The organism is Streptomyces sp. NBC_01497 (assembly GCF_036250695.1).
Lineage (GTDB): Bacteria > Actinomycetota > Actinomycetes > Streptomycetales > Streptomycetaceae > Streptomyces.
The window spans coordinates 6069027-6095677 of sequence record NZ_CP109427.1 but is presented as its reverse complement, the minus strand read 5'-3'; the positions used below and the strand labels follow the sequence as shown (position 1 = coordinate 6095677).

The 26651-nt window shown below is 72.0% G+C and carries 20 protein-coding genes; 13 read left to right on the top strand and 7 right to left on the bottom strand.

Going from position 1 to position 26651, the window contains the following annotated elements:
- The first annotated feature begins 292 nt into the window (after positions 1-292).
- Positions 293-2962, top strand: coding sequence for a pyruvate dehydrogenase (acetyl-transferring), homodimeric type (gene aceE, locus OG310_RS25695; protein ID WP_329458221.1), 2670 nt, complete (start codon positions 293-295; stop codon positions 2960-2962).
- Positions 2963-3125: 163 nt separating this feature from the next.
- Positions 3126-4115, top strand: coding sequence for a helix-turn-helix transcriptional regulator (locus tag OG310_RS25690; RefSeq protein ID WP_329458220.1), 990 nt, complete (start codon positions 3126-3128; stop codon positions 4113-4115).
- A gap of 97 nt (positions 4116-4212) precedes the next feature.
- Here OG310_RS25690 and OG310_RS25685 read toward each other — a convergent pair whose 3' ends face one another.
- Positions 4213-5154, bottom strand: coding sequence for an SDR family oxidoreductase (locus OG310_RS25685; RefSeq protein WP_329458219.1), 942 nt, complete (start codon positions 5152-5154; stop codon positions 4213-4215).
- 183 nt (positions 5155-5337) lie between these two features.
- Between OG310_RS25685 and OG310_RS25680 the strand changes: the two genes are divergently transcribed.
- The 3 genes from OG310_RS25680 (at position 5338) to OG310_RS25670 (ending at position 8748) form a co-directional block, all read left to right on the top strand.
- On the top strand, positions 5338-5871 hold the full coding sequence (locus tag OG310_RS25680; protein ID WP_329460383.1) for a DUF4240 domain-containing protein: 534 nt from the start codon (positions 5338-5340) through the stop codon (positions 5869-5871).
- A gap of 152 nt (positions 5872-6023) precedes the next feature.
- On the top strand, positions 6024-6911 hold the full coding sequence (locus OG310_RS25675; protein WP_329458218.1) for a TIGR01777 family oxidoreductase: 888 nt from the start codon (positions 6024-6026) through the stop codon (positions 6909-6911).
- Positions 6912-7395: 484 nt separating this feature from the next.
- Positions 7396-8748, top strand: coding sequence for an NAD(P)/FAD-dependent oxidoreductase (locus OG310_RS25670; protein WP_329460382.1), 1353 nt, complete (start codon positions 7396-7398; stop codon positions 8746-8748).
- Positions 8749-9003: 255 nt separating this feature from the next.
- Here the strand turns inward: OG310_RS25670 and OG310_RS25665 are convergent, their stop codons facing one another.
- Complete coding sequence (locus tag OG310_RS25665) at positions 9004-10593, bottom strand: regulator (protein WP_329458217.1); 1590 nt, start codon at positions 10591-10593, stop codon at positions 9004-9006.
- Between the two features lie 323 nt (positions 10594-10916).
- Here OG310_RS25665 and lipB point away from each other — a divergent pair, with 323 nt between their 5' ends.
- The 5 genes from lipB (at position 10917) to OG310_RS25640 (ending at position 15968) form a co-directional block, all read left to right on the top strand.
- Positions 10917-11729: a lipoyl(octanoyl) transferase LipB gene (gene lipB / locus OG310_RS25660; RefSeq protein WP_329458216.1), complete on the top strand. Its 813-nt coding sequence runs from the start codon at positions 10917-10919 to the stop codon at positions 11727-11729.
- Between the two features lie 162 nt (positions 11730-11891).
- Complete coding sequence (lipA, locus tag OG310_RS25655; protein WP_329458215.1) at positions 11892-12893, top strand: lipoyl synthase; 1002 nt, start codon at positions 11892-11894, stop codon at positions 12891-12893.
- Positions 12894-13161: 268 nt separating this feature from the next.
- On the top strand, positions 13162-13377 hold the full coding sequence (locus tag OG310_RS25650; protein ID WP_329458214.1) for an SCO2195 family GlnR-regulated protein: 216 nt from the start codon (positions 13162-13164) through the stop codon (positions 13375-13377).
- A 10-nt stretch (positions 13378-13387) separates the two neighbouring features.
- Positions 13388-14083, top strand: a complete 696-nt coding sequence (locus OG310_RS25645; RefSeq protein ID WP_329458213.1) for a DUF4191 domain-containing protein — start codon at positions 13388-13390, stop codon at positions 14081-14083.
- 1288 nt (positions 14084-15371) lie between these two features.
- The gene (locus tag OG310_RS25640) at positions 15372-15968 is read left to right on the top strand and encodes a hypothetical protein (protein ID WP_329458212.1); all 597 of its coding nucleotides are present in this window, start codon (positions 15372-15374) and stop codon (positions 15966-15968) included.
- A 283-nt stretch (positions 15969-16251) separates the two neighbouring features.
- Here the strand turns inward: OG310_RS25640 and OG310_RS25635 are convergent, their stop codons facing one another.
- Positions 16252-16719, bottom strand: a complete 468-nt coding sequence (locus tag OG310_RS25635) for an RDD family protein (RefSeq protein WP_329458211.1) — start codon at positions 16717-16719, stop codon at positions 16252-16254.
- 243 nt (positions 16720-16962) lie between these two features.
- On the opposite strand from OG310_RS25635, the gene glnA reads away from it, so the two are divergent.
- Together glnA and OG310_RS25625 are read left to right on the top strand one after the other, a co-directional pair.
- A complete protein-coding gene (glnA, locus tag OG310_RS25630) occupies positions 16963-18372 on the top strand; it encodes a type I glutamate--ammonia ligase (RefSeq protein WP_329458210.1) in 1410 nt (469 codons plus the stop codon).
- 468 nt (positions 18373-18840) lie between these two features.
- Positions 18841-19761 (top strand): CDP-diacylglycerol diphosphatase, encoded by a 921-nt coding sequence (locus OG310_RS25625; RefSeq protein ID WP_329458209.1) that lies wholly within the window; start codon positions 18841-18843, stop codon positions 19759-19761.
- Between the two features lie 119 nt (positions 19762-19880).
- Here the strand turns inward: OG310_RS25625 and OG310_RS25620 are convergent, their stop codons facing one another.
- The 4 genes from OG310_RS25620 to OG310_RS25605 are packed head-to-tail and all read right to left on the bottom strand — an operon-like array spanning position 19881 to position 25061.
- Entirely contained in the window at positions 19881-21851 is a 1971-nt protein-coding gene (locus tag OG310_RS25620; RefSeq protein ID WP_329458208.1) for an amylo-alpha-1,6-glucosidase, read from the bottom strand.
- Positions 21848-23176 (bottom strand): MGH1-like glycoside hydrolase domain-containing protein, encoded by a 1329-nt coding sequence (locus OG310_RS25615; RefSeq protein ID WP_329460381.1) that lies wholly within the window; start codon positions 23174-23176, stop codon positions 21848-21850. Before OG310_RS25615 ends, OG310_RS25620 begins: the two co-directional genes overlap by 4 nt.
- Positions 23177-23199: 23 nt before the next feature.
- Positions 23200-24000, bottom strand: a complete 801-nt coding sequence (locus tag OG310_RS25610) for a sugar phosphate isomerase/epimerase family protein (RefSeq protein WP_329458207.1) — start codon at positions 23998-24000, stop codon at positions 23200-23202.
- A 14-nt stretch (positions 24001-24014) separates the two neighbouring features.
- Positions 24015-25061: a zinc-dependent alcohol dehydrogenase gene (locus tag OG310_RS25605; protein WP_329458206.1), complete on the bottom strand. Its 1047-nt coding sequence runs from the start codon at positions 25059-25061 to the stop codon at positions 24015-24017.
- A 160-nt stretch (positions 25062-25221) separates the two neighbouring features.
- Between OG310_RS25605 and OG310_RS25600 the strand changes: the two genes are divergently transcribed.
- Positions 25222-26640: an ABC transporter substrate-binding protein gene (locus OG310_RS25600; protein WP_329458205.1), complete on the top strand. Its 1419-nt coding sequence runs from the start codon at positions 25222-25224 to the stop codon at positions 26638-26640.
- Positions 26641-26651: the final 11 nt, after the last annotated feature.

Sequence of the window (26651 nt, the reverse complement as noted above, 5' to 3'; positions counted from 1 at the left end):
TAATCTTGGGGAGAGGTCAGACGGACGGTGACACTCACCCACGGGCCGACATCCCGAAATGCCCGGTTGATCTGCGAAAACGGCTTCCGCACCCCGTCACTGCGTGCCATTTGATCTGGCACGGAATGCCAATTCCATCAGATCATGCAACTTTATCCCGTCTTCCCTTTGATCGATCATCGATCAGAGACTTACAGTCAACCGTGGACTGCACAACAGCCCACCGCCCTGTCCTGCCAGACAAGGCCCAGAACCACCCCTCTGTGTTTGCTGTGTTTGGAAGGCGGCGACCATGCCCGACCCCGTAGGCAAGCTTCCGAGCGAGCTCGACCAGCTCCCGGACCGTGACGCCGAGGAAACCGCCGAATGGGCGGCCTCCATCGACGCCGTCACCGAGCATGCGGGCCCCCACCGCGCCGCGTACCTGCTGCGCAGGACCCTCGAACACGCCGGCGCGTCCGGCGTGTCGTTGCCGAAGCTCCTGGAGAGCGACTACGTCAACACCATCCCCACCGCCGCCGAGCCGGAGTTCCCCGGTGACGAGGCGATGGAGTCCAGGATCACCGCCTGGAACCGCTGGAACGCGGCGGCCATGGTCACGCGCGGCTCCAAACTCGGGCTCGGCGGGCACATCGCCACCTACGCCTCGGTGGCGTGGCTGTACGAGACCGGCTTCGAGCACTTCTTCCGCGGCAAGGACGGGGACGGCAGCGGCGACCAGCTCTACCTGCAGGGCCACGCCTCCCCCGGCATCTACGCCCGCGCCTTCCTCGACGGCCGGCTGACCGCCGACCAGCTCGACCGCTTCCGCCAGGAGGCGGCCGGCGACGGCCTGCCCTCGTACCCGCACCCGCGCCGGCTGCCCTGGCTGTGGGAGTTCCCGACCGTGTCCATGGGCCTCGGCCCGATCTCCTCGATCTACCAGGCGCGCTTCAACCGCTACCTGGAGCACCGCGGCATCAAGGACACCTCGGCCTCGCACGTCTGGGCCTTCCTCGGCGACGGCGAGATGGACGAGCCGGAGTCGACGGCGTCCCTGGCGCTCGCCGCCCGTGAGGGCCTGGACAACCTCACGTTCGTCATCAACTGCAACCTGCAGCGCCTCGACGGCCCGGTCCGTCCGAACTTCAAGATCGTGCGCGAGCTGGAGTCCCAGTTCCGCGGCGCCGGCTGGAACGTGATCAAGACCCTCTGGGGCCAGGCGTGGGACTCCGTCCTCGCGCAGGACGTCGACGGTTCGCTCGTGCGGCGCCTCGGCGAGACCCCGGACGCGCAGTTCCAGACGTACGCGACCCGCGACGCCGCCTACATCCGCGAGCACTTCTTCGCCGACGAGTCGCTGCGCCGCATCGCGCAGGGCCTGAGCGACGCCAAGCTGCTGGAGCTGTTCCAGAACTCGCGCGGCGGCCACGAGCCCCGCAAGGTGTACGCCGCGTACAAGGCCGCCCTGGACCACAAGGGCGGCCCCACGGTGATCCTGGCCCAGACGATCAAGGGCCACACGCTGGGCGCCGGTTTCGAGTCGCGCAACGCCAACCACCAGATGAAGAAGCTCACGGGCGCCGAGTTCCGCACCATGCGGGACCTGCTGGAGCTGCCCATCCCGGACAGCGCGCTGACCGGCGACCTCGTGCCGTACTGGCACCCCGGCGAGAACTCGCCCGAGGTCCAGTACCTGCGCGAGCGCCGCGCCGCGCTCGGCGGTCTCGCCCCGGCCCGCAAGGTCGTCGCGAAGCCGCTGCCGGCGCCGGCCGAGAAGCCGTTCGACGCCCTGAAGAAGGGCTCCGGCACGCAGGAGATCGCCACCACGATGGCGTTCGTCCGCCTGATCAAGGACCTGATGCGGGAGAAGGAGACCGGCAAGCGCTGGGTCCCCGTCGTACCCGACGAGGCCCGCACCTTCGGCATGGAGTCGCTGTTCCCCTCGGCGGGCCTGTACTCGCCGAAGGGCCAGACGTACGACCCGGTCGACCGCGACCAGCTCCTGTACTACAAGGAGGCGAAGAACGGCCAGATCCTCAACGAGGGCATCACCGAGGCCGGTTCGCTCGCGGACTTCACCGCCGCCGCCACGTCGTACGCGACGCACGGCGAGCCGATGATCCCGTTCTACATCTTCTACTCGATGTTCGGCTGGCAGCGCACGGGCGACCAGTTCTGGGCGCTCGCGGACCAGCTGGGCCGCGGCTTCGTCATCGGCGCGACCGCCGGCAAGACCACGATGACGGGTGAGGGCCTCCAGCACGCGGACGGCCACTCGCACCTGATCGCCTCCACCAACCCGGCGGCGCTGTCGTACGACCCGGCGTTCGCGTACGAGGTCGCGGTCATCGTGAAGGAGGGTCTGCGGCGCATGTACGGCCCGCAGGCCGAGGACGTCTTCTACTACATGACGGTCTACAACGAGCCGAAGGTGCAGCCGGCGATTCCGGCGGGCGTCGACGAGGAGTCGATCCTCAAGGGCCTGTACCGCTTCCGCACGGCGGACCTGACGGCGCCCGAGGCCCCGAAGATCCAGCTGCTGGCGTCCGGCACGGCGATCCACTGGGCGCTCGACGCGCAGAAGATGCTCGCCGACGAGTGGGGCGTCTCGGCCGACGTCTGGTCGGCGCCGTCCTGGACGGAGCTGCGCCGGGACGCGCTGGAGGCCGACGCGGCGCTGCTGCGCGGCGAGGAGCGCGTGCCGTACGTGAAGCGCGCCCTGGCCGGTGCGCAGGGCCCGGTGCTTGCGGTCAGCGACTGGATGCGGCAGGTGCCGGACCAGATCAGCCAGTGGGTCGAGCAGGACTGGTCGTCGCTCGGCACGGACGGCTTCGGCCTCTCCGACACGCGTGACGCGGCCCGCAGGCACTTCGGTGTCGACCCGCAGTCGGTCGTGGTGGCGGCGCTCGCGCAGCTCGCGCGGCGCGGCGAGGTCAAGCCCCAGCGGGTGGCCGAGGCGCGGGAGCGCTACGGCCTCTGACGGGTGCGAGGACCGTCGCCCCGGGTACTGAGGCGGGGCGGCGGCCGAGACGGAGCGGGAACGGTCAAGGCAATCCCCGGCGAGGAGCCGTGCACGGACTGTGCACAGTTCCTCGACGGGGATTCCTCCACGTGGAGGCCCTGTCGCGCTGCATGATGGTGGGATGCGCGCTGCCCGCCTGATCAAGATGGTGCTTCTGCTCCAGTCCAGACCCTTGATGACCGCGGCCCAACTGGCCAAGGAGCTCGACGTGTCGGAGCGGACCGTCACCCGCGACGCCCAGGCACTGTCCGAGGCCGGAGTGCCGGTCTACGCGGACCGGGGCAGGAGCGGCGGGTACCGGCTCGTCGGCGGGTACCGTACGGGCCTCACCGGCCTCGCCAGGAGCGAGGCGGAGGCGCTGTTCCTCTCCGGCCTGCCGGGCGCCCTGCGGGAGATGGGGCTCGCCGACGCGGCGAGTGCGGCGCGGCTGAAGGTCTCGGCGGCGCTGATGCCGTCGCTGCGGGATGCCCCGGACTCGGTGGCGCGGCGCTTCCATCTGGACGCCCCCGGCTGGTACCGGGAGCCGCGGACGCCCGAGCTGCTGCCGGTGCTGGCAGAGGCGGTCTGGGGTGACCGGCTGGTGTCGGCCGTGTACCGCCGCCGGGACGAGGCCGAGGAACCCCGCGAGACGCGGCGCGAGCTGGCGCCGTACGGGCTCGTACTGAAGGCGGGGGTCTGGTACGTGTGCGCGGGCCGGCGGGACGCCGACGAGGACCTCAGGGTGTACCGCGTCGACCGCTTCGTCTCGGGGGACATCCTGGAGGAACGTTTCCGCAGGGACCCGTCCTTCGAACTCGGAGCCTTCTGGGAGCAGCAAGCCGCGCAGTTCGCGCGGTCACTGCTGCGCTACGAGGTGACGGTGCGCCTCACCACCGCGGGCGCGGACGCGCTCCCCCGCGTGACGGACAGGGCGGCGGCGGAGGAAGCCCTCGCGAACGCCCCCGCACCGGACGACGAGGGCAGGATCACCGCGCGGATCGCGATGGAGGCGGAGGACGTCGCGTTCGGCCAGCTGCTCGGCCTGGGCCCGGAGGCGGAGGTCCTGGCCCCCGCCGCGCTGCGAGCCCGCTTCACCGAGGCGGCACGGGGACTGGCGGGGCTGTACGCGTAGGAGCCTCGGGACGGGCGGGGACAGGCGGGGACGAGAACGGCCCGCCGCCCACGCCCACCGCCCACCGCCGGGGCGCCCGCGTCGGCGGGTCAGCGGGTCAGCGGTAGTCCTCCGCGTCCACCTCCCCGGCGCCCTCGGCGGTCAGCGCCTCGATGAACGGCCATGCGTCAGGCGCGCTCCCGTCGGTGTCGGTGAAGCGGTAGACCTTCGCGAGCTGCCCGCTGGAGAGGGACCTGCCGTTCCAGCGGTGCCGGTCCTCGTCGGCGGCCAGGGCCGCCAGCGCCCGGCCCACGAAGACCGGGCTCTCCGCGATGGCGAAGGCCGGTTCCTCGGCGATCGCCTCACGCCAGTTGTCCTCCCGTACGCCGAAGTGGTCGAGCATCCACTCGGAGCGCAGAAAACCGGGCGTGAGCGAGACCGCCGTACAGCCCACGGGTCCCAGTTCCGCGGCGAGCCCCCGCGTCAGCCGGATCGGGGCGTACTTGGTCAGGTCGTAGAACAGGTTGCCGCGGTAGCCCTCGTTCGACTCCGCCGTGCCGTCCGTCACTTCCACGACCAGGCCGCCCCGGTGCCGCACCAGCAGCGGCAGCGCGCAGCGCAGGGTGATCAGGTGGCCACGGATCCCCAGGTCCAGCATGCGCAGGCCCTTGTCGAGGTCGAGTTCCCAGGCCTTCTTGCCGAACTCGATCAGGTGCTCGCCGCCCCAGATGTCGTCGACGAGGATGTCCAGCCGGCCGTGGTCGCGCTCGACACGGTCGACCACCGCGCGGACCTGGGCGGGGTCGAGATGGTCCGCGGGCAGCGCGACGCCCTCGCCGCCGGCAGCCGTGACCAGTTCGGCCGTCTCCTCGATGGTCTCGGAGGGGCGCCCCACCTCGCTGACCCGTTCGCGGGTGGTGCGTCCCGTCACGTGGACGGTGCCGCCGAGCGCGCCCAGCTGTACGGCCATCTGCCGGCCCGCGCCCCGCGTCGCCCCGGCCACCAGGGCGATCCGGCCCGTCAGTGGACGGCTGCCGGGTGTGCCTGTCGTCGTTTCCATGCGGGGAGAGTCCCAGGAAAACCGGACATCCTCCGTCGGGTATCGGGGGGTGTCGGCCCGGCACCGCGGGGCAGGGGCACGCGCCGCGCCCGGCGGGCCCTCGATGGGGATTCCGCCGGGATTCACGTATCCGGGCGTTGCCCGCGTGCGTTGCGGTGCCCGAGGCACGATGCTGGTCCCGTGATGGACGAGACGGACTTCTGGGAGATCGTCGACGGCACGCGCGAGGCCGCGGGCGGTGACGCGGAGGAACACGCGGACCTGCTGGTCGAGCGCCTGGCGCAACTCGACCCCGACGCCGTGCTCGACTTCGCCCGCCACTTCGAGTCGCGCTACAACCGCGCCTACCGCTGGGATCTGTGGGGCGCGGCGTCGATCCTGCTGGACGGCGCGAGCGACGACGCGTTCGACTTCTTCCGCTGCTGGCTCATCGGCCAGGGCCGCGAGCTGTTCGAGGGGGCCTTGCACGACCCCGACGACCTGGCCGACCTCCTGGAGAACTTCGACGAGGACGCGGACGGCGACGGCGAGGACCTCGGGTACGCGGCCGACGAGGCGTACGAGCAACTCACCGGTTCCGTCGCACCGGATCTCGGTATCCCGGCGCAGACGCGTGAGCCGGAGGGCACGGCCTTCGACATCGACGACCCCGAAATCCTGGAGGTGCGCTTCCCCCGGCTGTGGGAACGGTTCGGAGCCGACTCCTACGGGGGGTGAACTACCGTCCGGCCGCGGCGGGACGGTTCGGAGCCGACTCCTACGGGGGGTGAACTACCGTCCGGCCGCGGCGGCGTGATCCCCGCGGCGCCGCCAGGACCCGCGCCGCGGCGCAACCGTGGGGAGCCCGGTGCCGGGGGCAGGATGGCGGCATGAGAATCGCGGTCACCGGTTCCACCGGGCTCATCGGTACGGCACTCGTACGGTCCCTGCGCGCGGACGGGCACGAGGTGGTGCGCCTGGTCCGGCGCCCGCCCGCCGGGCCCGACGAGGTCCGGTGGGACCCGGGGCTCCAGCGGGTCGACACGGGCGGCCTGCGCGGCTGCGAGGCCGTCGTGCACCTCGCGGGCGCGGGCGTGGGCGACCGCCGCTGGACCGACGCGTACAAGAAGGAGATCCGCGACAGCCGACTGCTCGGCACCGCGGCCCTCGCCGAGGCGATCGCCTCGCTGGACGAGCCGCCACGTGTCCTTGTCTCCGGGTCGGCCATCGGCTATTACGGCGACACCGGCGAGCGCACCGTGGACGAGGACTCCCCGCCCGGCCACGGCTTCCTGCCGACGCTGTGCGTCGAGTGGGAGGCCGCCACGGCCGCGGCGCGGGAGGCCGGTATCCGCACGGTGTTCCCCCGTACGGGACTGGTGGTGGCGAGCGGAGGCGGCGCGTGGGGACGCCTGTTCCCCCTGTTCAGGGCGGGGCTCGGCGGGCGGATGGGCGACGGACGGCAGTACTGGAGCTTCATCGCGCTGCACGACCACGTGGCGGCGCTGCGGCACCTGATCGACACGGAGACGCTGGAGGGTCCGGTCAACCTGACCGCGCCGGAGCCGGTGACGAACCGCGAGGTGACCGCCGCGATGGGGAGGGTGCTGCACAGGCCGACGGCGTTCCCGGTGCCCGCGGCGGCTCTGCGGCTGGCGCTCGGGGAGATGTCGGGGGACGTGCTGGGCAGTCAGCGGGTGCTGCCGAAACGGCTGTCGGAGTCGGGATTCGCCTTCGCCTTCCCGACGGTGGAGGACGCCATCAGGGCGGCGGCGTGAAGCCCGGGGCGTAGGGACCCGTCAGGCCCCGGCCCGGGTCCTGTGCGTCCGAGCCGGGCCCGGGCGGGGGCGGTTCGTGGCCCGGGCCGAGAGCCTGTGGGTGATCCCTCGCCGCCCGCGCCGGGGCCGTCGGGTCGCTGCTCGCCACCCGAGGCGGGGCCGTCGGGTCACTCTGCTCGCCACACAGGCCGGGGCCCGTCGGCCGCCGTCCGGATCGGCGCGCGCGGCGGTGGGCGGGCGCGCGGGGCGGGAGCGGTGCGCGCGGTGGTGCGGCCGAGGGCGCTCAGCGCCTCGTGGCGCGCGCCGCCCATGCTCCGGTGCCCCGTCTCCGCGCGCGTGGGAAACGGGCTCCGCCGCCCGTAACCTCACCACGAACTCGGCCGATTCCAGGGGCTGTCGGGAGACCCCCGAAGGCCCGGCCGGCCGTGCCGACCTCGGGGAGGGGCACGTGCTCGAATTCACACCGCGCGTCAGCGTCAACACCATGGACTCCCGGACGGACGTCGTCGTCATCGGGGCAGGTATCGCGGGTCTCGCCGCAGCACACCACCTGGCGGCCGAGGGGCTGCGCGTCACCGTCCTCGAAGCCGCGTCCCATGTGGGCGGCCGTATGGCGACCGAGCGGGTGGACGGTTTCCTGCTCGACCGGGTGGGACAACTGCTCAGTACGGCGTACCCGGAGCTACGACGCACGCCGGGCATCGAAGCGGTGCCGCTGCGTCCCTTCGCACCGGGTTTCGCCGTGCACAGCGAGGGCCGGCGCTATCGGGCCGGTGTGCTGCACACCCCGAGGAGCACGCGGGGCGCACTGACCGCGGTGCGCGCCCTCGCGAGCGCCCCCTTGTCGCCGCTGCCGCCCCGCTCCGTCGCCCTGGACCAGGCGCGGCTGGGCGCGGCGCTCGGCCGCCTCGCGGCGACCCCGGCCGACCTGCTGCTCGCCCGGCCGGAGCGCACGGCGCGCGAGGCGTACACGTCACCGCTCGCCCGGCTCCTGCTGTCGGCGCTGCTGTACGACCCCGGGCTGACGTCCTCCAGCCGCTGCGCGGACCTGGCGCTGCGCGGCTTCGCGCGGGGAAGGCTGTGCGTACCGGAGGGCGGGGCGGCCGCGCTGCCGGAGATCCTGGCCGCGACGCTGCCGCCGGGGTGCCTCGTGCACACCGACGTGTGGGTGACCGACGCGTCGATCAACCGGGTCACGACGAAGGAGCACGGTGAGATCGCGTGCCGGGCGCTGCTGGTCGCGACCGGTGCCCGGGCGGCGGCGGAGCTGCTGCCGGGCCTGCGCGTGCCGGACTTCCAGGAGGTGACGGTCGTCCACCACGCGGCGCCCGAGGCGCCGCCGACGGGCGCATCGCTGGTGCTGGACGCCGACCGGCGCGGGCCCGTCTCGCACAGCGCCGTGATGAGCGCGGTGGACCCGACGCGCGCGCCCCGGGGGCGGACCCTCGTCTCGTCGACGGTGCTGGGGCCGCCGCCGCCCGACGCGGACGTGCTCCGGCAGCTGTCCCGGATGTACGGCGTGCCGACCCACACCTGGGAACTGATCGCGACGCACCACGCCCCGGAGGCCGTGCCGACGATGCGGCCGCCGCACGACCTGCGCCGGGCCGTGCGCCTCCTGGGCGGCCTGTACGTGTGCGGGGACCACCGCGACACGAACACGGTGCAGGGCGCGCTGTACTCGGGGCGCCGTGCGGCCCGCGCGGTCCTCACCGACCTGCGGACGCAGCGCACCCCCGCACGGCGCCGCACCGAACATGAGCCGGCCGTCCCCCTGCAGGCGGCTCTGGCCGCGGGGCCCGGGGAGGCCACCGAGAGCACCGAGACCGCGGCCTGACACCCACAGGACACCCCGCCCCCCGGTGCCGATGCCCGGGGAGCGGGGAACCAAGCACAGGGGCGGGAATCGGAGTCCCGGGGCGGGAGCCGCGCCCCGGGCCGCGGGCGCTCCCGCCCCGGGCCGCCGCAGGGCCCTCAGCGACGCGACGGGCGGCTGCGCGTCCCGTCCACGGCTCTGGTCGGACGCGGGGCACGGCGGCCACCGGGCCCCGCGCAGGGCCGTCTCCGGCGCCCGCGCGACCCGCGTCCCCCGCTAGCGCAGGGCCGACACCCGGTCCCGGTACGTCCGTACGGCAGCCGCGTCGCGGTACGGCTCCAGGCGCCGCTCGAAGTCCCGTACGTACTCCACCGCCCGTACGGAGCGCATCTCGGCCGCCGCGTGCGCGGCCTCCGCGCCGAGCGCGCACGCCTGGTCCAGCTCACCGAGCCCGAGGCGCGCCGTCGCGAGGACCACCGTGCAGAACAGCCGGCTCCTGGCCAGCTCGGGCGTGCGCAGGCTCAGCGAGCGCTCCGCGTGCTGCGCGGCGGCCCGGTACTGGCCGAGGTCCCGGTGGCAGTGCCCGAACTCGTCGGCCAGCTGCGCCTCGTCGAAGAACCGCGCCCAGTGCGGCACGTCGTCTCCCGGCCGTGCCGCCTCCAGGGCCCGCTCCGCCCGCAGCAGCGTGGAGGTGCACGCCCGCGCGTCCCCGAGGACGCCGTGACCGCGTGCCTCGGCCGCGTGGAGCAGCGCCTGCACCACCGGCGGCACCGTCACGCCCACGCCCTGCTGCGCCACCCGCGCGAGCTGTACGGCTTCCCTGCCGTGGCTGAGGTAGACGGCCTGGCGGCTCATGGTGACCAGGACGTACGCGCCGTACACCCGGTCGCCCGCGGCCTGGGACAGCCGCAGGGCCTGGACGAAGTAGCGCTGCGCGAGGCCGTGCGCGGCGATGTCGTACGACGTCCACCCGGCGAGCCTCGTCAGGTCGGCGACCGCGCCGAACAGGCGCCGGCCCACGGACTCCCCGTAGGCACCGCGCAGCATCGGCTCGGCCTCGTGCTCCAGGTAGCGCACGAGCGCCTGGCGCGCGTGTCCGCCGCCGTAGCGCTGGTCGAGGCTGCGGAAGAGTTCGCCCACCGAGCGCAGCGCGGCGATGTCGCCAGCGGTCACCCGCACACCGAGGCCCTGGCCCTGGACCTGGCCCGGGGCGTTCGCGCGTTCTCCTCGCGGGCGCGGCACGAGTGCGGACTCCAGCGGCCCGGCCGACGGCTGGGCGGGCACCCGCGCGGCGCCCGTGACGGCCCCGGCGGCGGCGCCCGCGCCCGGGCCGGCCGGACCGGCCAGCGCCCCCGCCACCGGGCGCGTGCCGGGCGGTGCCCCGCCGGCGGCCGGGCCCGTCCCGGGTCCCGGGTGCCCCACCCGCTCGTCCGGACGCCCGATCAGCCAGTCCCGGCTGGGGACCACCAGCCCAGCGGGCGTGAAGGCGATCTTGCGGAGTTCCGCGTGGCTGCCGGAGTCCTTCTTCCACAGGCCGCCGACGATGTCGACGGCCTCCTCGGGCGTGGAGGCGAACTCCAGACCCGCGTACACCGGGGCGCACGCGTCGAGGCCGAGGTCCTGCGTGGACAGGCGGCGCCCCAGTCTTCGGGTGAAGACCTCGGCGATCAGGGCGGGCGTCGTGCCTCTCGGCTGCTGGCCGCGCAGCCAGCGCGTGACCGACGTCTTGTCGTAGCGGAGGTCGAGTCCGTGTTCCAGGCCCAGCTGGTCGACCCTGCGGGCGAGGCCCGCGTGGGAGAAGCCTGCCTCCGCGATGAGCGCGGCGAGCCGGCGATTGGGATTGCGCTGGGGAGGTCGTTCCGACATCAGCTGTATGGTCTCCTGCCTTCCGGGCCCCGGGGCAGCCCCATACCATCGGCCCCTCACGATCGGCGTGAATTTAGCGGTAATAACCAACGCCACAGTGGCTTTCACCCTGGGTTCATCCGATCGTGTGAGGATCGGCCACAAGGCTGGAAAGCGCACCCAGAAACTGCGTCAGGCACATGCGCCGGACCGTGCGCCGGATCCCGTCCCTGTCGCGTCCGCCACCTCCCGGACCGCGCACCCACCCGCCGCCGTACAGTTGCGAGAGCGCCAGAAGGGCACGGAACGCCTCGGCGCACCGATAGCTCTAAGGAGGCACGGCCGTGGGTGACCTGCGGTACGTCCGTCTGGGATTCGGCGAGAACGCCGTCGAATACCTTCAGGCATGGGAGGAGCAGCGTCGCGTGCACGCGGCACGCGTCGCCGACGAGGTGCCGGACACCTGCCTGCTGCTCGAACACCCGCCCGTCTACACCGCCGGCCGCCGGACGCAGGAGAACGAGCGCCCGCTCGACGGCACCCCGGTCGTCGACGTCGACCGCGGCGGCAAGATCACCTGGCACGGACCCGGCCAGCTCGTGGGCTACCCGATCCTGAAGCTGCCGAACCCGGTCGACGTGATCGCGCACGTGCGCCGTCTCGAAGAGGCCCTGATCCGCACGGCCGCCGGCTTCGGCCTGGAGACGACCCGGGTCGAGGGCCGCAGCGGGGTGTGGGTGCTGGGCGACACCGTGGAGAGCCGCCCCGCCGCCACCGGCCTCGTGCTGGACTTCGACCCCCGGGTGCGGACCGACGAGTTCGACCCCCGCCTCAACGGCCCCGAGTACGCGCCGTCCAACGCGGGCCAGCGCCGCGAGGACCGCAAGCTCGCGGCGATCGGGATCCGGGTCGCCAAGGGCGTCACGATGCACGGCTTCTCGCTCAACGTGAACCCGGACAACACCTTCTTCGACCGGATCGTGCCGTGCGGCATCAGGGACGCGGGGGTGACCTCGCTCGCGTACGAGCTGGGCCGCGACGTGCGCGTCGAGGAGGTGCTGCCCGTGGTGGAGCGGCACCTGCGGGACGTCCTGGCGGAGGCGGAGGGCGACGCGGAGGCCGCGGAGCCCGCCGGTTTGGAGCGCGCGAGCGCCTGACCCCTCCCGAGCCGGGCGCCTCGGTCCCGGCCCTTCCGCTCCCCCGGTCCCCACTCCCGCCGACCACCGGCCGGACGGACCACCAGACCACGTAATTCACGGGCGTAACCTGGTATTCGCCGAAGAATCGAATGCCGCGCCAGCCAGAAAGAGGTGCCGGACGTGTCCGCTGTCGCACCCGACGGACGCAAGATGCTGCGTCTGGAGGTCCGGAACAGTCAGACCCCCATCGAGCGCAAGCCGGAGTGGATCAAGACCCGGGCGAAGATGGGTCCCGAGTACAACCAGTTGCAGAAGCTCGTCAAGAGCGAGGGCCTGCACACGGTCTGCCAGGAGGCGGGCTGTCCGAACATCTTCGAATGCTGGGAGGACCGTGAGGCCACGTTCCTCATCGGCGGCGACCAGTGCACCCGGCGCTGCGACTTCTGCCAGATCGACACGGGCAAGCCGCAGGCGCTGGACCTCGACGAGCCGCGCCGGGTGGGTGAGTCCGTCGTCACGATGGACCTGAACTACGCCACCATCACCGGCGTGGCCCGCGACGACCTCGCGGACGGCGGTGCCTGGCTGTACGCGGAGACCGTGCGCCAGATCCACGCCCTGACGGCCGAGCGGGCGTCGGGCGCGACCAAGGTCGAGCTGCTGATCCCCGACTTCAACGCGGTACCCGAGCAGCTGGCCGAGGTCTTCTCCTCCCGGCCCGAGGTGCTCGCGCACAACGTCGAGACCGTCCCGCGGATCTTCAAGCGCATCCGGCCCGGCTTCCGCTACGAGCGCTCCCTCGAAGTGATCACGCGGGCCCGCGAGGCCGGCCTGATCACCAAGTCCAACCTGATCCTCGGCATGGGCGAGGAGCGCGCCGAGGTCAGCGAGGCCCTGCGCCAGCTCCACGAGGCGGGCTGCGAACTGATCACCATCACCCAGTACCTGCGGCCCTCGGTGCGCCACCACCCCGTGGAGCGCTGGGTCAAGCCCGACGAGTTCGTCGAGCTGAAGGAGGAGGCCGACCAGATCGGTTTCTCCGGCGTCATGTCCGGCCCTCTCGTCCGCTCCTCCTACCGCGCCGGCCGGCTGTTCCAGCAGGCGATGGAGCGCAGGGGCGCCAACCTCGCGGGCGCAGGGGTACAGGCCGGCACGGCCGGCGCGGTACCGCCGGCCGTGTGAATCCGAGCACAAGCGGCTACCGGCGAGTAAAGGCATGACCGGGCGCGGCCCGTACGCATCCCCCAGGTGAGGGACGTGTACGGGCCGCGTCGGCGTTTTCGGCGGCCCCCGGTCCCACCCGTCAAGGTGTCATCGCGGTTTGACCGCCGGGTCACGCACTGGTAACACCGGTGAGTGACGCTGGATGCACACAGCGCGCACCCCGCGCCCGGGCACCCGTCGCACGCCCCGCCCGTTCCGTCTTGCCTCTCCCAGGGAGATCGCCATCATGCAGGCCGCACCGGTCCACCCGAGTGTCAGCCCGCTGGCCGCCGCGCGGTTCGCGCTGCGAGCCGCGGAGTCGCTGCTGCTGAGCGGCGGACAGCGAACGGCCCGACGTAACGCCTGGTCGGCGGTGCTTGAGGACCGCCGGGCCGCGCGGGACCGGGCCGAGGTCGAGTCCGTGATCGAGGCTGTGTCCGGCCCCTCTTCTCAGGCCACGTAAACTTCTGTACATGGCGACGAAGGACAACGCAGACTCTGCTGCGAACCAAGGGCGACTGAAGCAGATCGCTCTTACCTACAAGATGACCCGACGGGTCGATTCCAAGGTCGGCCTGGTCGTCGCGGGTGTAGGGATCGTCACCTTCGGCGTCCTCCTCGCCATCGGTTTCGTGATCGGCCACCCGCTCTACCTGGGCATCCTGGGCTTCATCCTGGCGTTCCTGGCCATGGCGATCATCTTCGGCCGCCGGGCCGAGCGTGCCGCCTTCGGTCAGATGGAGGGGCAGCCCGGAGCCGCCGCCGCCGTCCTGGAGAACGTGGGCCGCGGCTGGACCACGACCCCGGCCGTCGCGATGAACCGCAACCAGGACGTCGTGCACCGCGCGGTCAGCAAGGCGGGCATCGTCCTGGTCGCCGAGGGCAACCCGAACCGCCTGAAGACCCTGCTCGCGGCCGAGAAGCGGAAGATGGCGCGCGTCGTCGTCGACGTGCCGGTGCAGGACATCATCGTCGGTGACGGCGAGGGCCAGGTGCCGCTGAAGAAGGTGCGGGCCAAGCTCCTCAAGCTGCCCCGCGTGGTCGACGGCCCGACGGTGACGGCGACGAACGACCGGCTCAAGGCGATGGGCGACCTGATGAGCAACATGCCCGTGCCGAAGGGCCCCATGCCCGGGCGCGGCATGCGCGGTCGCTCACCCCGGGGCTGAGTCCCGCCCGAACCGTAAACCCGCCGCCCTCACCGGTGGGAGCCCGCCGCGGCGGAGCCACGGGGAGCCCTCGACGCCCCCCGGAACCGCCGCGACGCGCTCCCACCGGCCCGGCCCCCGGTCCCGCCCGGTCCCGGCGCCGCACGTGCCCGGTCAGGGCCGTGGAACCGCACTCGGTGTCCGGCCGGCCCGACCCGGGCCCACACCGCCCGGCCGTGGCCCCGGCCCGGCCGCCGTGGCTCCTGCGCGGACGCTGCCGGCATGGTCCCTGCGAGAAGCCGTCCGCCGCTTGACGCGGTACGGGCCCGCACCGGGGAATCCCCGCACCGCTCCCGCGCGCTCAGCGCCCGCCCCACTCGCTCCGCATCGTTCGCTCGCAGGCGTGCCCAGCCAACGGAGACACGGCCCGGAGAAACGACGCCGCCCGGCCCGGCTCCCGGCCGCCTGGGCCGATCGGGCACTTCATTCCCTGGCCCGTACGCGGAGGGCGCGAGGATGTCCCTCGGTCCCGTCTCCCCCCTTTCCCCCGGAGTCCCTTTCGCGCGGCCGCGCCGTCGCGCCGTCGCGCCGCCGAGAGCCGCATGCATTCCGACTGCCGCTCACGGGCAGTCGTCTTTCCACCCGTGGGCCCGACCGATGAACTCGTCAGCCATCGCCCGCAGTTCCCCACATCCCCGGAGGAGTTTCGCCGGCATCCCACGCAGCGTGTTCTCGACACGTGTTCCGTCGGGTCGGAAACAATCGCATGGGGGCGCACGCGATATACGGGCGGCCCGGGATACGGCCCGCCGAGATCTCCTAGCGGCGGCGCACGCAGTTCTGCCACATCCTCCGCCGCACATATCGGCGCGATATGACGTACAGGCGACTTCCCGCGCACGGGGGTTGTTTTCCCGGCGGGGAATCACCTTCCTCGCACGGGTGAAGATGTACTGGCGATTGAGGAGGTATTCATCCGGCTACCGCGACCTCCGCATGTCCGCGAGACTCCACGGTCCCCCTGCTCGCGCCAGGAGACCCACTGCGACCGGGCCCTCGACGCGGCCATCGATTCCATGGCCCACCGGAGCCATGGAAATACACACCGCGCCCCGACGTCATCACCGAGGGAAATACGGCACGTTCCTCGCGTACGCGCACGGGAGAAGAGGTCACTGGGCCGGCGGCGACGCGCCGGACCCACGCCCCCGGCCGGATTCCTGCGATAAGCCCAAGTCCCCACGGCGACAGGCCTGTTCGTGATAGATTTCCCTTAATTCGGGGATGCAGCACCAAGAAGGGGAAAGGCATGAACACCAGGAAAATCGCGGCCCGACGTCTCACCGCGGAGGAAGTCTCGCAGTTGGGCGTCAACGACAAGGTCTTCGTGTCGGCGGACATCGACGACCTTTCTCTCGAATGTTATGCCCCGGCCTCCCTCACACAGCCGGGCAAGGATTTCGAAGGAGGGTCCTTCAGCGCGAGGACCGTTTTCGGCGAGACCCTGCACATCCTTCCGGACAGTGAGGACGAGTCCGGCATCTGGATCGAGCACGACAAGGGAGAGGAGATCGAGGTCATCGAGAGCGCCGGTGTGCTCCTGGACCTCGCGCTCTTCGTACCCGGCGGAGACGCCGAGTCCCTGGGCAAGCTGTACGCCGCCGCCCGGAAGGCGTTCGGCGAAGGCGTCGTGCAGCGGTGGAACGAGGACTCCGTCTCCGTACCCGACGTCAAGATCGACCTCTTCGAGGAGCGCGCCCGGGGACGCAAGAGCGCCAGCCCCGAGCGCGACCGCCGCTTCGTGGACATCTACCCCACGCGCGCGAAGTTCCTGGAGCCCTCCGACGGCTGGCGGTTCGTCCAGGAGCTGCACAAGCCGGTCGTGGACGACACACCGACCATCTGAGCCTCCGGCCCCGGGCCCCCGGCGGCCCGGGGCCTCTCGTGTGCGTGCGGGCGCTGCAGTCGCCCCGCCCGGCCCTCCCGGAGGGCCACCACGTCATCAAGGGGCGGCGATTCACCGTCACACCGGTAGGGACGCACGCCGCGCGGCGGGCGACGACGGACGAGAGCCGGACGCGCACGGGGTCACGGGGTGACGAGAAGGGGCGGCCGGGACCACCGGCCGCCCCTTCTCCTCGCTCTCCCGCCGTACCCGTACTTCCCGCTCCGTGTCGGGCGCCGCGCGATCAGATGCGGACCTGGACGGCGCGCGCGAGCCGGTCGTGCAGGCCCCGGCCGTCGCGGTCCCAGATGAGGGCCGGCACCGCGAGGCAGAGCAGCACGCTGCGGATCAGGACGCGCACGACGCCGAGCCGCCCGCCGCCCTCCGCGACCACCCGGAGGCGGAACAGGCGCTTGCCCGGTGTGGAGCCGACCGTGCCGACCGTCAGGACACTGAGGACGAAGAAGACGGCGAGCGCCCAGTTCTCGACGGTGTTCGCGCCGCTGTGTGTGATCAGCCCGTACACGATGACGACGCACAGCACCCAGTCGACGAAAACGGCACCGAGGCGCCGGCCGAAGCGGGCGACCGAGCCGGGGCCGTCCTGCGGCAGGCCGAGCCGCTCTCCGCGGTACCCGAAGTCGACGCCCATGTCCTCGGCGGCCACACGGGGGCCGGAGAGCCATGACCCGATTGCATCCCTGTTGTCCACACGGCTACGGTACGCGCCCGCGCAACGGCAAAAAGCGGCCACCCCCCGAGCGCGGGACCCCCTTCCCGGCGTGCCGGTTAACGCGGACGAAACAAACGGGTCATGCTGGAGAAATGGCGGAAACATAGGCTCGCGGACACCATGTGCCCTTGAGCACGGGCCGAGGGACCCCGGCCCGATCGCCCGCTCACAGCCGAGTGTCAAGCCCCCGCCCCTCCCCGGAGCGGGAGGAGGAGGAGCTGGATGTTCCAGAACGCCGACGAGGCCAAGAAATTCATCTCGGACGAGGACGTCAAGTTCGTCGACGTGCGGTTCTGCGACCTGCCCGGTGTCATGCAGCACTTCACGGTGCCGGCGAAGTCGTTCGACCCGACGGAGGAGCTGGCGTTCGACGGTTCGTCCATCCGCGGCTTCCAGGCGATCCACGAGTCGGACATGGCGCTGCGCGCCGACCTGTCGACCTCGCGTGTCGACCCGTTCCGCCGTGACAAGACGCTGAACATCAACTTCTTCATTCACGACCCGATCACGGGCGAGCAGTACAGCCGCGACCCGCGCAACATCGCGAAGAAGGCCGAGACGTACCTCGCGTCGACCGGCATCGCGGACACCGCGTACTTCGGTCCCGAGGCGGAGTTCTACGTCTTCGACAGCGTCCGCTTCAACACGACGTCGAACGAGAGCTTCTACCACATCGACTCCGAGGCGGGTGCCTGGAACACCGGCTCCACCGAGGACAACCGCGGCTACAAGGTCCGTTACAAGGGCGGCTACTTCCCGGCCCCGCCGGTGGACCACTTCGCCGACCTGCGCGCCGAGATCTCCCTGGAGCTGGAGGCGTCCGGCCTTCAGGTCGAGCGCCAGCACCACGAGGTCGGCACGGCGGGCCAGGCCGAGATCAACTACAAGTTCAACACGCTGCTGCACGCGGCCGACGACCTGATGCTGTTCAAGTACATCGTCAAGAACGTCGCTTGGCGCAACAACAAGACGGCGACCTTCATGCCGAAGCCGATCTTCGGTGACAACGGCTCGGGCATGCACGTCCACCAGTCGCTGTGGCAGGGCGGCACGCCGCTGTTCTACGACGAGCAGGGCTACGCGGGCCTCTCGGACACCGCGCGTTACTACATCGGCGGCATCCTGAAGCACGCCCCGTCGCTCCTCGCCTTCACCAACCCGACGGTGAACTCCTACCACCGCCTGGTCCCCGGCTTCGAGGCCCCGGTCAACCTGGTGTACTCGCAGCGCAACCGCTCCGCGGCCATGCGCATCCCGATCACCGGCTCCAACCCGAAGGCCAAGCGCGTCGAGTTCCGCGCGCCGGACCCGTCGTCCAACCCGTACCTGGCCTTCTCCGCGCTCCTCCTCGCGGGCCTCGACGGCATCAAGAACAAGATCGAGCCGGCCGAGCCGATCGACAAGGACCTCTACGAGCTCGCCCCCGAGGAGCACGCGGGCGTCTCCCAGGTCCCGACGTCCCTCCCGGCGGTCCTGACCGCTCTGGAGGAGGACAACGAGTACCTCCAGGCGGGCGGTGTCTTCACGTCGGACCTGATCGAGACGTGGATCGACTACAAGCGCACCAAGGAAATCGCCCCCATCCAGCTGCGCCCGCACCCGCACGAGTTCGAGCTGTACTTCGACATCTAGGATCGCCGCCGGTGAGGGCAGGGTTCTGCTCTCCCGGGCCTTCCGTGGGCCGTCGGCCGTGTTCTTCCCTGTCCGGAAGGCACGGCCGGCGGTCTTTTTCGTGGTGAACCGGTTCCGCCCGGTCCTGTTCGCCGCGCGAGGAGAAGCGCGGCGCGGTGCACGGGAAGGTGGCCCGTCATGGGCAGGTGACCCGTTGCGGATATCGCCCCGCGTCCGCTTTCCGTCCTCCCGCCCGCGACGAAATCCGATTCCGCGCCTCCGTCCGCGACAAAGGAATTCCGCGGACCGATCGCACGGGGCAGGGCAATAAGGCAGACGTAGGACGGCCACCCATTCAGTCGATGGGCAACGTCTTCGTCACCGCCTACCCTGTGATCGCATCAGCCGGCGCTGACGCCGGGCGGTATTTCCCTGTCGCTGCCATGGCCAGTAGATCCGAGCATCGGTCATCACCACCGGAGATCACGCATGACTGACCAGAAGAATCAGAACGAGGTGCCCAGGCGTAAATTCGTCGCTTTCTCCGCCGTGGGTGCGGCGGCACTCCTGGCCGGTGTGCCGGGGAGTGGGAGCGCGACCGCCGCGACCGATCCGGTGCCCCCCGGCCCCCTGCCCGACCCGTGCGCTCCCGCGCCTCCCGGATCAGGAGCCGCGCCCTGTCCCCCGGCGCAGTTCCAGCCCCTCTGCGGCCGTCCCACCGACGATGATCCACTGTGGCACGACGTCCAGTACTGCACCCAGGGAATCGTCCCGCCACCGCCGCAGCACAAGCCCGACTGCTTGAAAGTGACGACGAATTACGTCGTACTGCACGGCCGGCCCGAGACTCTGCACAACTATCTCCTCACCCCGAGCTGCCGGATCACGGGTATCGAATGCCCGTTCCTGGAGACCTCGGGAGTGGAGAACTACTGGAACGACGCCTGGGAGAACGCGCGGAGCGGGGGGAGTGTGCCGGTGCAGTACCCCAATATCGGAATCGGGATCAACTCGCAGACGGCCCGGCGTTTCGACCAGTTGCACCTTCACATGGCGGGCGTCCGGGCGAGTACGCAGAGGCGTCTGCAGGAACTGGAAATGATGGGCCGCATGGCCACCCAGCCCTCGCAGTGGGGAGCCCCGGCCAATCAGGTGGCCATCTCGGGTCCGCCGGGCGCCGGGGATCGCACGTACCGCGCACTCAGGCTGAACAGCCTCGGGCAGAACCTGTTCACGCTGCTGTACCGGAACGTAGTGGTCCCGGCCGGGCTGGACATGGCCCGTCAGACGCTGATCGTGGTGCCGAAGATGACGGCGGCCGGGTTCGCGGGCACTTTCTACGTCCTCAACAGCGACACGTCGCTCCACGACGGTACGAGCACCTGCGATTACCTGCTGGTGTACGGCTGACGCGCTCTCGGTGAGCCGAGGCTGCCCGGCGCTCGTCGCCCGCACCGGGGAAGGCCTCGGCTGGGGGTTGCGGCGAGGCATGTGCCGTCGCCCTGGGTACGGGCCGGGCACCCGGGGTGTCAGGCCCCCGGGTGTCCGGTCCGTACGGCGGTGAGCAGGGCGAGCGGCGTCGCCGCCGCCCACGCCTGCGGGGAGTTGGCATGCGGATAGGGCACCGGGCCACCGGGGTCGCCCGGGCCCGGGCGGGCGTGGCCGGAGAACACCTCGGGCATCCGGTGGCCGACGTGTTCCGAGGCCGCGAGGAGGCCCCGGGTGACGACCGCCGCCTCGTCGTGCAGACCGTAGCGGGCCATGCCGAGCACGGCGAGCGCGGTGTCGTGCGGCCAGACGCTGCCCCGGTGGTAGGACAGCGGGTGGTAGGGGTGCTGGCCGGCGGCGAGTGTTCTGATGCCCCAGCCGGAGAAGAAGTCGTCCTCGGTCAGCCGCCGGCCCACGCGCCGTCCGATGTCGGCGTCGAGGATGCCCGACCACAGCAGGTGGCCCGCGTCGGAGGCCAGCACGTCGGCGCGGCGGCCCCCCTCGTCCAGGGCGAGCGCGGGGAAGGCCGACTCCGGCAGGAGGAAGTCGCGGTGGAAGCGTTCCCGCAGATCCCCGGCGAGCGCCTCCAACTCCCGTGCCCAGGCCGTGTCCTGCCACACGGCGCGGGCCAGGGCGGCGGTACGGCGCAGGGCGTCGTACGCGTATCCCTGCGCCTCGGCGACCGCCACGGCCCCGGTCAGCTGAGTGCCGTCGGCGAAGCAGACGGCACCGGCGGAGTCCTTCCAGTTCTGGTTGAGCAGGCCCGCCTCGTCCGCCTCGTAGACGAGGTAGCCCCGGCCGCCGAGTCCGCCGTCCCCCAGCAGCCAGGCGACAGCGGCCCTGGCGTGCCCTTCGAGGCGCCGGGCCACCGCCGGGTCCCCGGTGTGCTCGGTGTACGCGTGGAGCAGTGCGAGGAAGAGCGGGGTGCTGTCGACGGAGCCGTAGTAGCGGCCGTAGGGCACCTGGCCGAAGTGGGCCAGTTCGCCGTGCCTGACCTCGTGCACGATCTTGCCGGGCTGTGCGACGCGCCCGGGTTCGTATGCCTGCGCCTGGGTGGCCGCGAGTCCCAGCAGGGTGGCCCTGGCGAGTGCGGGGCGGTAGGGCAGCGCGAAGAACGAGGTGATCAGGGAGTCCCGGCCGAACAGCGTGAGGAACCAGGGCACTCCGGCACCCGGCGGCGACACGCGTTCCCCGTCGGGTCCCTGTGCGGGCACGAGCAGCCCCGCGAGGTCGGCGAGCCCCTGCGCGCAGGCCTGCCGCAGGGCGCTGCCCGTGCCCTGCGGCGGGGGCGGGAGGTCGTCGCGGCGGATGTCCGCCTCCTCGGACCGCACGCGGTGCGCGACCTCGTCCGGACTCGCGGGTCCCGGCCGGCGGGGGGCGGGCGCCCCGTGCGGGCGGGCGGTCACCGTCACGGCCAGGTGCGCTTCGCCGCCCGCGGGCAGCGCCAGGCGCCAGGTCAGGGCCCGGCCACTCGTGCCGAGCGGGCGGACCTCGTCGGGCAGGGGACGGGCGGAGAGGGTCGTCGCGGAGTGCCATTCCGCACGCCGGTAGTGGAATGTGACGTCTCCCCCGGACTCCTCCACCTCGCGTACCGCGCCGGTCTTGTCGTAGGTGCGCCGGTCGGAGCGCAGTTCGAACTGGTCGGCGAAGTCCGCGTCGGCCTCAAGGACGAGCGTCAGCGTCATATCGTGCGCGACGTTGCTGGTCACCGTGGTGTGTTCGGTGAGGGTGCCCTCGTACAGCGCCTGGCGCCTGAAGATCACGTACGCCGGGGGTTCGTCCCTCGTGCCGTCCGGGGCGAGGACCGCGGGCCCGCCCGACCGGCCCCCGGGCGTCAGGATCCCGGGGGCGCTGCCGTCGACGAGGAGCCGCCAGCGGCTCAGGTGGCGGGCGTCGCGGACGAACAGGCCGTCCGGGGAGCGGCCCCGGGTCCCGGTGATGTCCCCGCCGGGGCCGAGCGCGGCGAACGTGGCGGCGTGCACGAGCAGTCGGCCCGCATGTTCGGCTGTCACGGCGCCTTCGTCCCGGCGAGTACGTCCAGGACCAGCGCGGCCGTCCAGCTGAAGCGGCGAGTGCCCCGGCCCTGCGCGGTGCGCGGGTCGACGTACTCGGCGAAGGACGACGCGCCGGCCGCGTCGAGCATGGCCTCGCCGAGCGCACGCGCCTCGGTCTCGGCGCCGTGCGCCCCAAGGCCCCTCTGCAGCAGCCAGTTGGTGTTGAACCAGGCGGGTCCGCGCCAGTAGCGGGCCGGGTCGTACGCGTCGGAGAGCAGGTCGAAACTCGGCACCATGGCCGTGTCGGTGCCGAGGCCGAAGTGCGCTCCGCCCACCGTGCCCACGAGCGTCCCGGCCACCTCGGGGGGCAGGTCCGGCAGCATCAGCGGCAGCAGTCCCGTCACACTGCGCCGGCGCACCGGGCGGCCGGCCCGGACGTCGTGGCAGAGGAACATGCCGTACTCCGGGTCCCACAGCCGCTCGACCAGGGCCGCGGAGAGCGCGGCCGCGCGGGCGCGGTGCGGATGAGGATCGGCGCCGGCAAGCTCCGCGATTGTGGCGAGTGCCTGCTCGGAGGCGATCAGCAGGGCGTTGAACCCGGGGTCCTCCACGGCGAACGCCCCCGGCACGTCGTCGCGGTAGCCGCCGTCGCGATAGTCCGTGGCGAGGCGTACGTAGCGTCCGTAGTCCACGTCCGTCGGACGGTCGGACGCGGTGCCCGCCACGAGGTCGGCCCGGCGGAACGCCGATACGGGCACCGGGTCCACGCTGGACAGCGGGCCGTCCCAGCAGGGGCTGTTGTCCATCCCGGCCTCCCACGGGTGGACGATCGACACGAGGCCCCGCCCGCCCAGGTCGCGCCGGGTCGCGAGGTACGCGTGCCAGGCCGCCAGACGCGGGTACAGCCTCCGCAGGAAGCCGCGGGCGCGGGAGGTGTCCGGATCGGCCTCGTGGACCAGTAGCGCGGCGAGCGCGTGGACCGGCGGCTGGACGATGCCGGAGGTCTCCAGGCCGCGGGGTGTGCCGGCGGTGCGGCTGGAGCGCCAGAAGTCCGGGCCGGGGAAGTAGGCCGCGTGCGGCACCTCGGGGTTGAAGACGATGTGCGGGACCCGGCCGTCGTCCCACTGCGCGCCGAGGAGCGATTCGAGTTCGCGCTGGGCACGCCGGGGCGAGACGTGGCGCAGCCCGATCGCGATGAACGCGGAGTCCCAGCTCCACTGGTGCGGGTAGAGGGCATGGGAGGGGACCGTGGAGGCCCCGGTCCAGTTGCCGAACAGGACGCGCGCCGCCTCGCGGGCGAGCAGGTCCCGGTGGAGCGGGCCGCGGTCGGCGGTGAGGGTCATGGACTCTTCGTGGGCGAGCGCCGTCATGCGCCGTTCCGGCGCAGGTGGGCGGGGATCGAGCGGACGGCGTCCAGCGGGTCGCCGGTGAGACGGCACTCCACGGCGAGGTAGCCGTCGTAGCCGATGGCGTGCAGGGCGCCGAGCCAGGCGGACCAGTCGAGGTGGCCGGCGCCGGGCTGGAACCGGTTGGAGTCGCTGACCTGCGCGTGCCCGATGTAGGGCGCGGCGGCGACGATCGCTCCGGCGGGGTCGCTCTCCTCGATGTTCATGTGGTAGCTGTCGATGCCGATCCTGACCGAGTCCAGGCCGAGTTCCCGGATCAGGCCGGCGGCCTGTTCGAGGCGGTTGACCATGTGGTCCTCGTAGCGGTTCAGCGGCTCCAGGAAGAGCGCCACGCCCTCCGACGCGGCGTGCTCGCCGAGTTCGGCGAGGCCTTCGAGGAGGACCGCCCGGTCCTGCTCCTCGCCGCGCGGCGGCTCGAAGGGCGGCAGGCGCCGCGAGAACATCCCGTACGAGGCGGGGGTCTGCGCGCCGAGGCCGCCGAGCGAGGCGATCACGGACAGCTGGGACTTCATCTGGCGGACGGCGTCCCGGCGCAGGTCGTCGTCGAAGGCCCCGAAGAAGTGGAGCATGTCGACGCAGACGGTCGGCATGACGACGCCGTCGGCGAGCGCCCGGCGCAGTTCGGGCAGCCGCTCCTCGAAGCTCAGGTCGCCCTTGCCGCGCAGTTCGATGCCGTCGTACCCGGCGGCCTGCGCGAAGTCCCACTTTTCCTGGAGGGTGTCGCCGGGCAGCAGTTGCTCCTGGCATGCGGTCTTGAGCACGGTGGTGGAGCCTCTCAGAACTCGAGGACGACCTGGAGGGCGTCGGCGGGACGCTCGTCCAGCAGGGTGTAGGCGTCGGCGGCGTCGGCCACCGGTATGACATGGGTGACCAGGGACTCCACGTCGACTCGGCCCTCGGCGACGAGGGCGAGGAAGGTGCGCTGCAGCCGTTCGACGCTCCAGCGGCCGGACAGCTGCGGCGGGACACCGCCGATCTGGGAGCAGATGAGCTGGACACGGTTGTGGTGGAACTCGTCGCCGAGCCGCAGCCCGACGCCGTCCCCCTGGTAGAAGCCGGAGGCCACGACCCGGCCGCCCACGGCGACGCAGCGCAGGGCCTCGTGCAGGGCGGGGTAGACGCCGCTGATCTCGATGGCGACGTCGGCGCCGCGTCCGTCCGTCGCGGCGCGGACGGCCTCGGCGACCTCGTCCGTGCGGGCGTTGAGGGTGTGGGTGGCGCCGTGGGCACGGGCCGTGGCGAGGCGTCCCTCCAGCGCGTCGACGGCGGTGACGCGGGCCCCGTTGAGCTGGGCGAGCCGCGTGGTGAGCAGGCCGATCACGCCCTGGCCGAATACGGCCACGTCCTCGCCGACATGGAGGTCGGAGGCCAGTACCGCGTTGTACGCGATGGCGCCGACACGGGCGAAGGTGCCGGCGAGCGGCGCGAGCCCGGCGGGCAGGGTGTGCCCGATCATGCGCTCGGCCGGTACGACGCCCTCGCTGCGGTGGCCCCAGATGCCCCAGGCCAGGTCGCCGACGGCGGGCAGTCCGGGGGTGCCGGCCAGTTCGGGTGAGACCTCGGTGACCTCGCCGACCTCGGAGTAGCCCCAGCCGGCGACCGGGTACTCCATGCCCGCCGCTCCTTCGCGGAACATCCGGGCCTCGGCGTCCCAGGTCCGTGTCAGGTACGGGTTGGTGCCGCGGTAGGCGGTGAGTTCCGTGCCCGCCGACACCCCGGAGTACCGCGTACGGAGGCGGAGGTGGCCTGCGGGCAGCGGAGCAGCGGGGTGCTCGGCGACCTCGACCTGTCGGGGGCCGGTGAATTGGACGACGCGTTCCACGTGGGGCTCCGAGAAAGGGTGCGTAGGGGTGCGGGGGTCGCGGCCGGGGAGGGCCGGCCGACGATTTACGTCGAAGATATCTCAGAGTTACGTCTTGTCAATACGCAAAAGTGGTGCTGAGATGCCTCAGTAGTCAGCATAAGTAGGGTGAGGACAAGCCATGTACAAGTGGATCCGCCCCATCGGGCGCCGCGTGCGCCCGACCCTGGCGGCAGGCCTGGCGGCGGCGGTGGGCGTGGGACTGCTCGCCGGATGCGCCGGGCGGACCGGTCCGGCCCGGCCGGACAACAAGATCACCGTGTGGTCGCAGGAGAACCTGCCACCGCAGATGGCCGCGACACAGAAGATCGTCGACCGGTTCGAGAAGCAGTCCGGCGTCCAGGTCAAGGTCGTCGGCGTGGACGAGAACCAGCTCCCGCAGCTGATCATGTCCGCCGCCGCGTCCGGCACCCTGCCCGACGTCATCGGCGGCGTACCCATCGGCCAGGTCTGGCAGATGTACACCAACGGCCTGCTCAACACCGACGCGGCACGCGACGTCGTCGACGGCCTCGGCCGGGGCACCTTCGACGCGAACGCACTCAGCCTCACCAGTGACGGCGCCCGCGACCTCGCGGTCCCCTCCGACGCCTGGCTGCAACTGCTCGTCTACCGCAAGGACCTGCTGGCGAAGACCGGGCTGCCCGCGCCCACCACGTACGCCGGTCTGGAGAAGGCCGCCAAGGCGATGAAGACGCCGAGCCGCGACGGCATCTCGGTCGCCACCGACCCCGGGGACGTCTTCACCCAGCAGAGCTTCGAGGACATCGCCCTGGCCGGCGGCTGCCAACTCGTCGACGGGGCAGGCAAGGTGGCCCTCGACTCACCCGCCTGCCGGACCTCCTTCGGCCTGTACGACCGTCTCGGCAACACCTACGGCGAACCCGGCACGCAGACCGTCGACTCGACCCGTGCCACCTACTTCGCGGGCAAGTCCGGAATGATCCTCTGGTCGACCTTCCTGCTCGACGAGCTGGCGGGCCTGAGGAACGACGCGCTGCCGAGCTGCCCGCAGTGCAAGGACGACAAGCAGTTCCTCGCCCGCAACAGCGGCGTCGTCACCTCGCTGGCCGCCGCGCCGGGCAGCAAGCCGGCCCAGTTCGGCGAGGTGGCCTCCTGGGCCGTGACCAAGACCGCCGAGACCGGCGCCTCGGAGAAGTTCGTCCGCTACATGCTCGACCAGGGGTACACCAGCTGGTTCGGCATGTCGCCCGAGGGCCAGATCCCCGTCCGCCACGGCACCGCCACCGACACCGACAAGTACCTCGACGCCTGGCGCGCCAGCACCATCGGCGTGGACACCCGCAAGCGGCTCGACCAGGCCTACCCGAAGGCGCTGCTCGACCAGTTGATCGCGGGCGTCGGCAACATGCAGCGCTGGGGCTTCAAGCAGGGCCAGGGCGCGCTCGTCGGCGCCACCAACGGCCAACTGCCCGTCCCCAAGGCCATCAGTGCCCTCACCGGCGGCCAGATCACCCCCGACCAGGCGGCACACCAGTCCCAGGACGAGGTCTCCGCACTCCAGAAGTCCCTCCAGTAGGCCGCCGGCCG

Bases quoted from the DNA above. Each gene is read 5' to 3' on its own strand.
- OG310_RS25600 (WP_329458205.1), top strand. From the start codon at position 25,222: ATGTACAAGTGGATCCGCCCCATCGGGCGCCGCGTGCGCCCGACCCTG.
- OG310_RS25690 (WP_329458220.1), top strand. From the start codon at position 3,126: ATGCGCGCTGCCCGCCTGATCAAGATGGTGCTTCTGCTCCAGTCCAGA.
- OG310_RS25685 (WP_329458219.1), bottom strand. From the start codon at position 5,154: ATGGAAACGACGACAGGCACACCCGGCAGCCGTCCACTGACGGGCCGG.
- OG310_RS25625 (WP_329458209.1), top strand. From the start codon at position 18,841: ATGACTGACCAGAAGAATCAGAACGAGGTGCCCAGGCGTAAATTCGTC.
- OG310_RS25615 (WP_329460381.1), bottom strand. From the start codon at position 23,176: ATGACCCTCACCGCCGACCGCGGCCCGCTCCACCGGGACCTGCTCGCC.
- OG310_RS25675 (WP_329458218.1), top strand. From the start codon at position 6,024: ATGAGAATCGCGGTCACCGGTTCCACCGGGCTCATCGGTACGGCACTC.
- glnA (WP_329458210.1), top strand. From the start codon at position 16,963: ATGTTCCAGAACGCCGACGAGGCCAAGAAATTCATCTCGGACGAGGAC.
- aceE (WP_329458221.1), top strand. From the start codon at position 293: ATGCCCGACCCCGTAGGCAAGCTTCCGAGCGAGCTCGACCAGCTCCCG.
- OG310_RS25665 (WP_329458217.1), bottom strand. From the start codon at position 10,593: ATGTCGGAACGACCTCCCCAGCGCAATCCCAATCGCCGGCTCGCCGCG.
- OG310_RS25645 (WP_329458213.1), top strand. From the start codon at position 13,388: ATGGCGACGAAGGACAACGCAGACTCTGCTGCGAACCAAGGGCGACTG.
- OG310_RS25650 (WP_329458214.1), top strand. From the start codon at position 13,162: ATGCAGGCCGCACCGGTCCACCCGAGTGTCAGCCCGCTGGCCGCCGCG.
- OG310_RS25670 (WP_329460382.1), top strand. From the start codon at position 7,396: ATGGACTCCCGGACGGACGTCGTCGTCATCGGGGCAGGTATCGCGGGT.
- OG310_RS25640 (WP_329458212.1), top strand. From the start codon at position 15,372: ATGAACACCAGGAAAATCGCGGCCCGACGTCTCACCGCGGAGGAAGTC.
- OG310_RS25680 (WP_329460383.1), top strand. From the start codon at position 5,338: ATGGACGAGACGGACTTCTGGGAGATCGTCGACGGCACGCGCGAGGCC.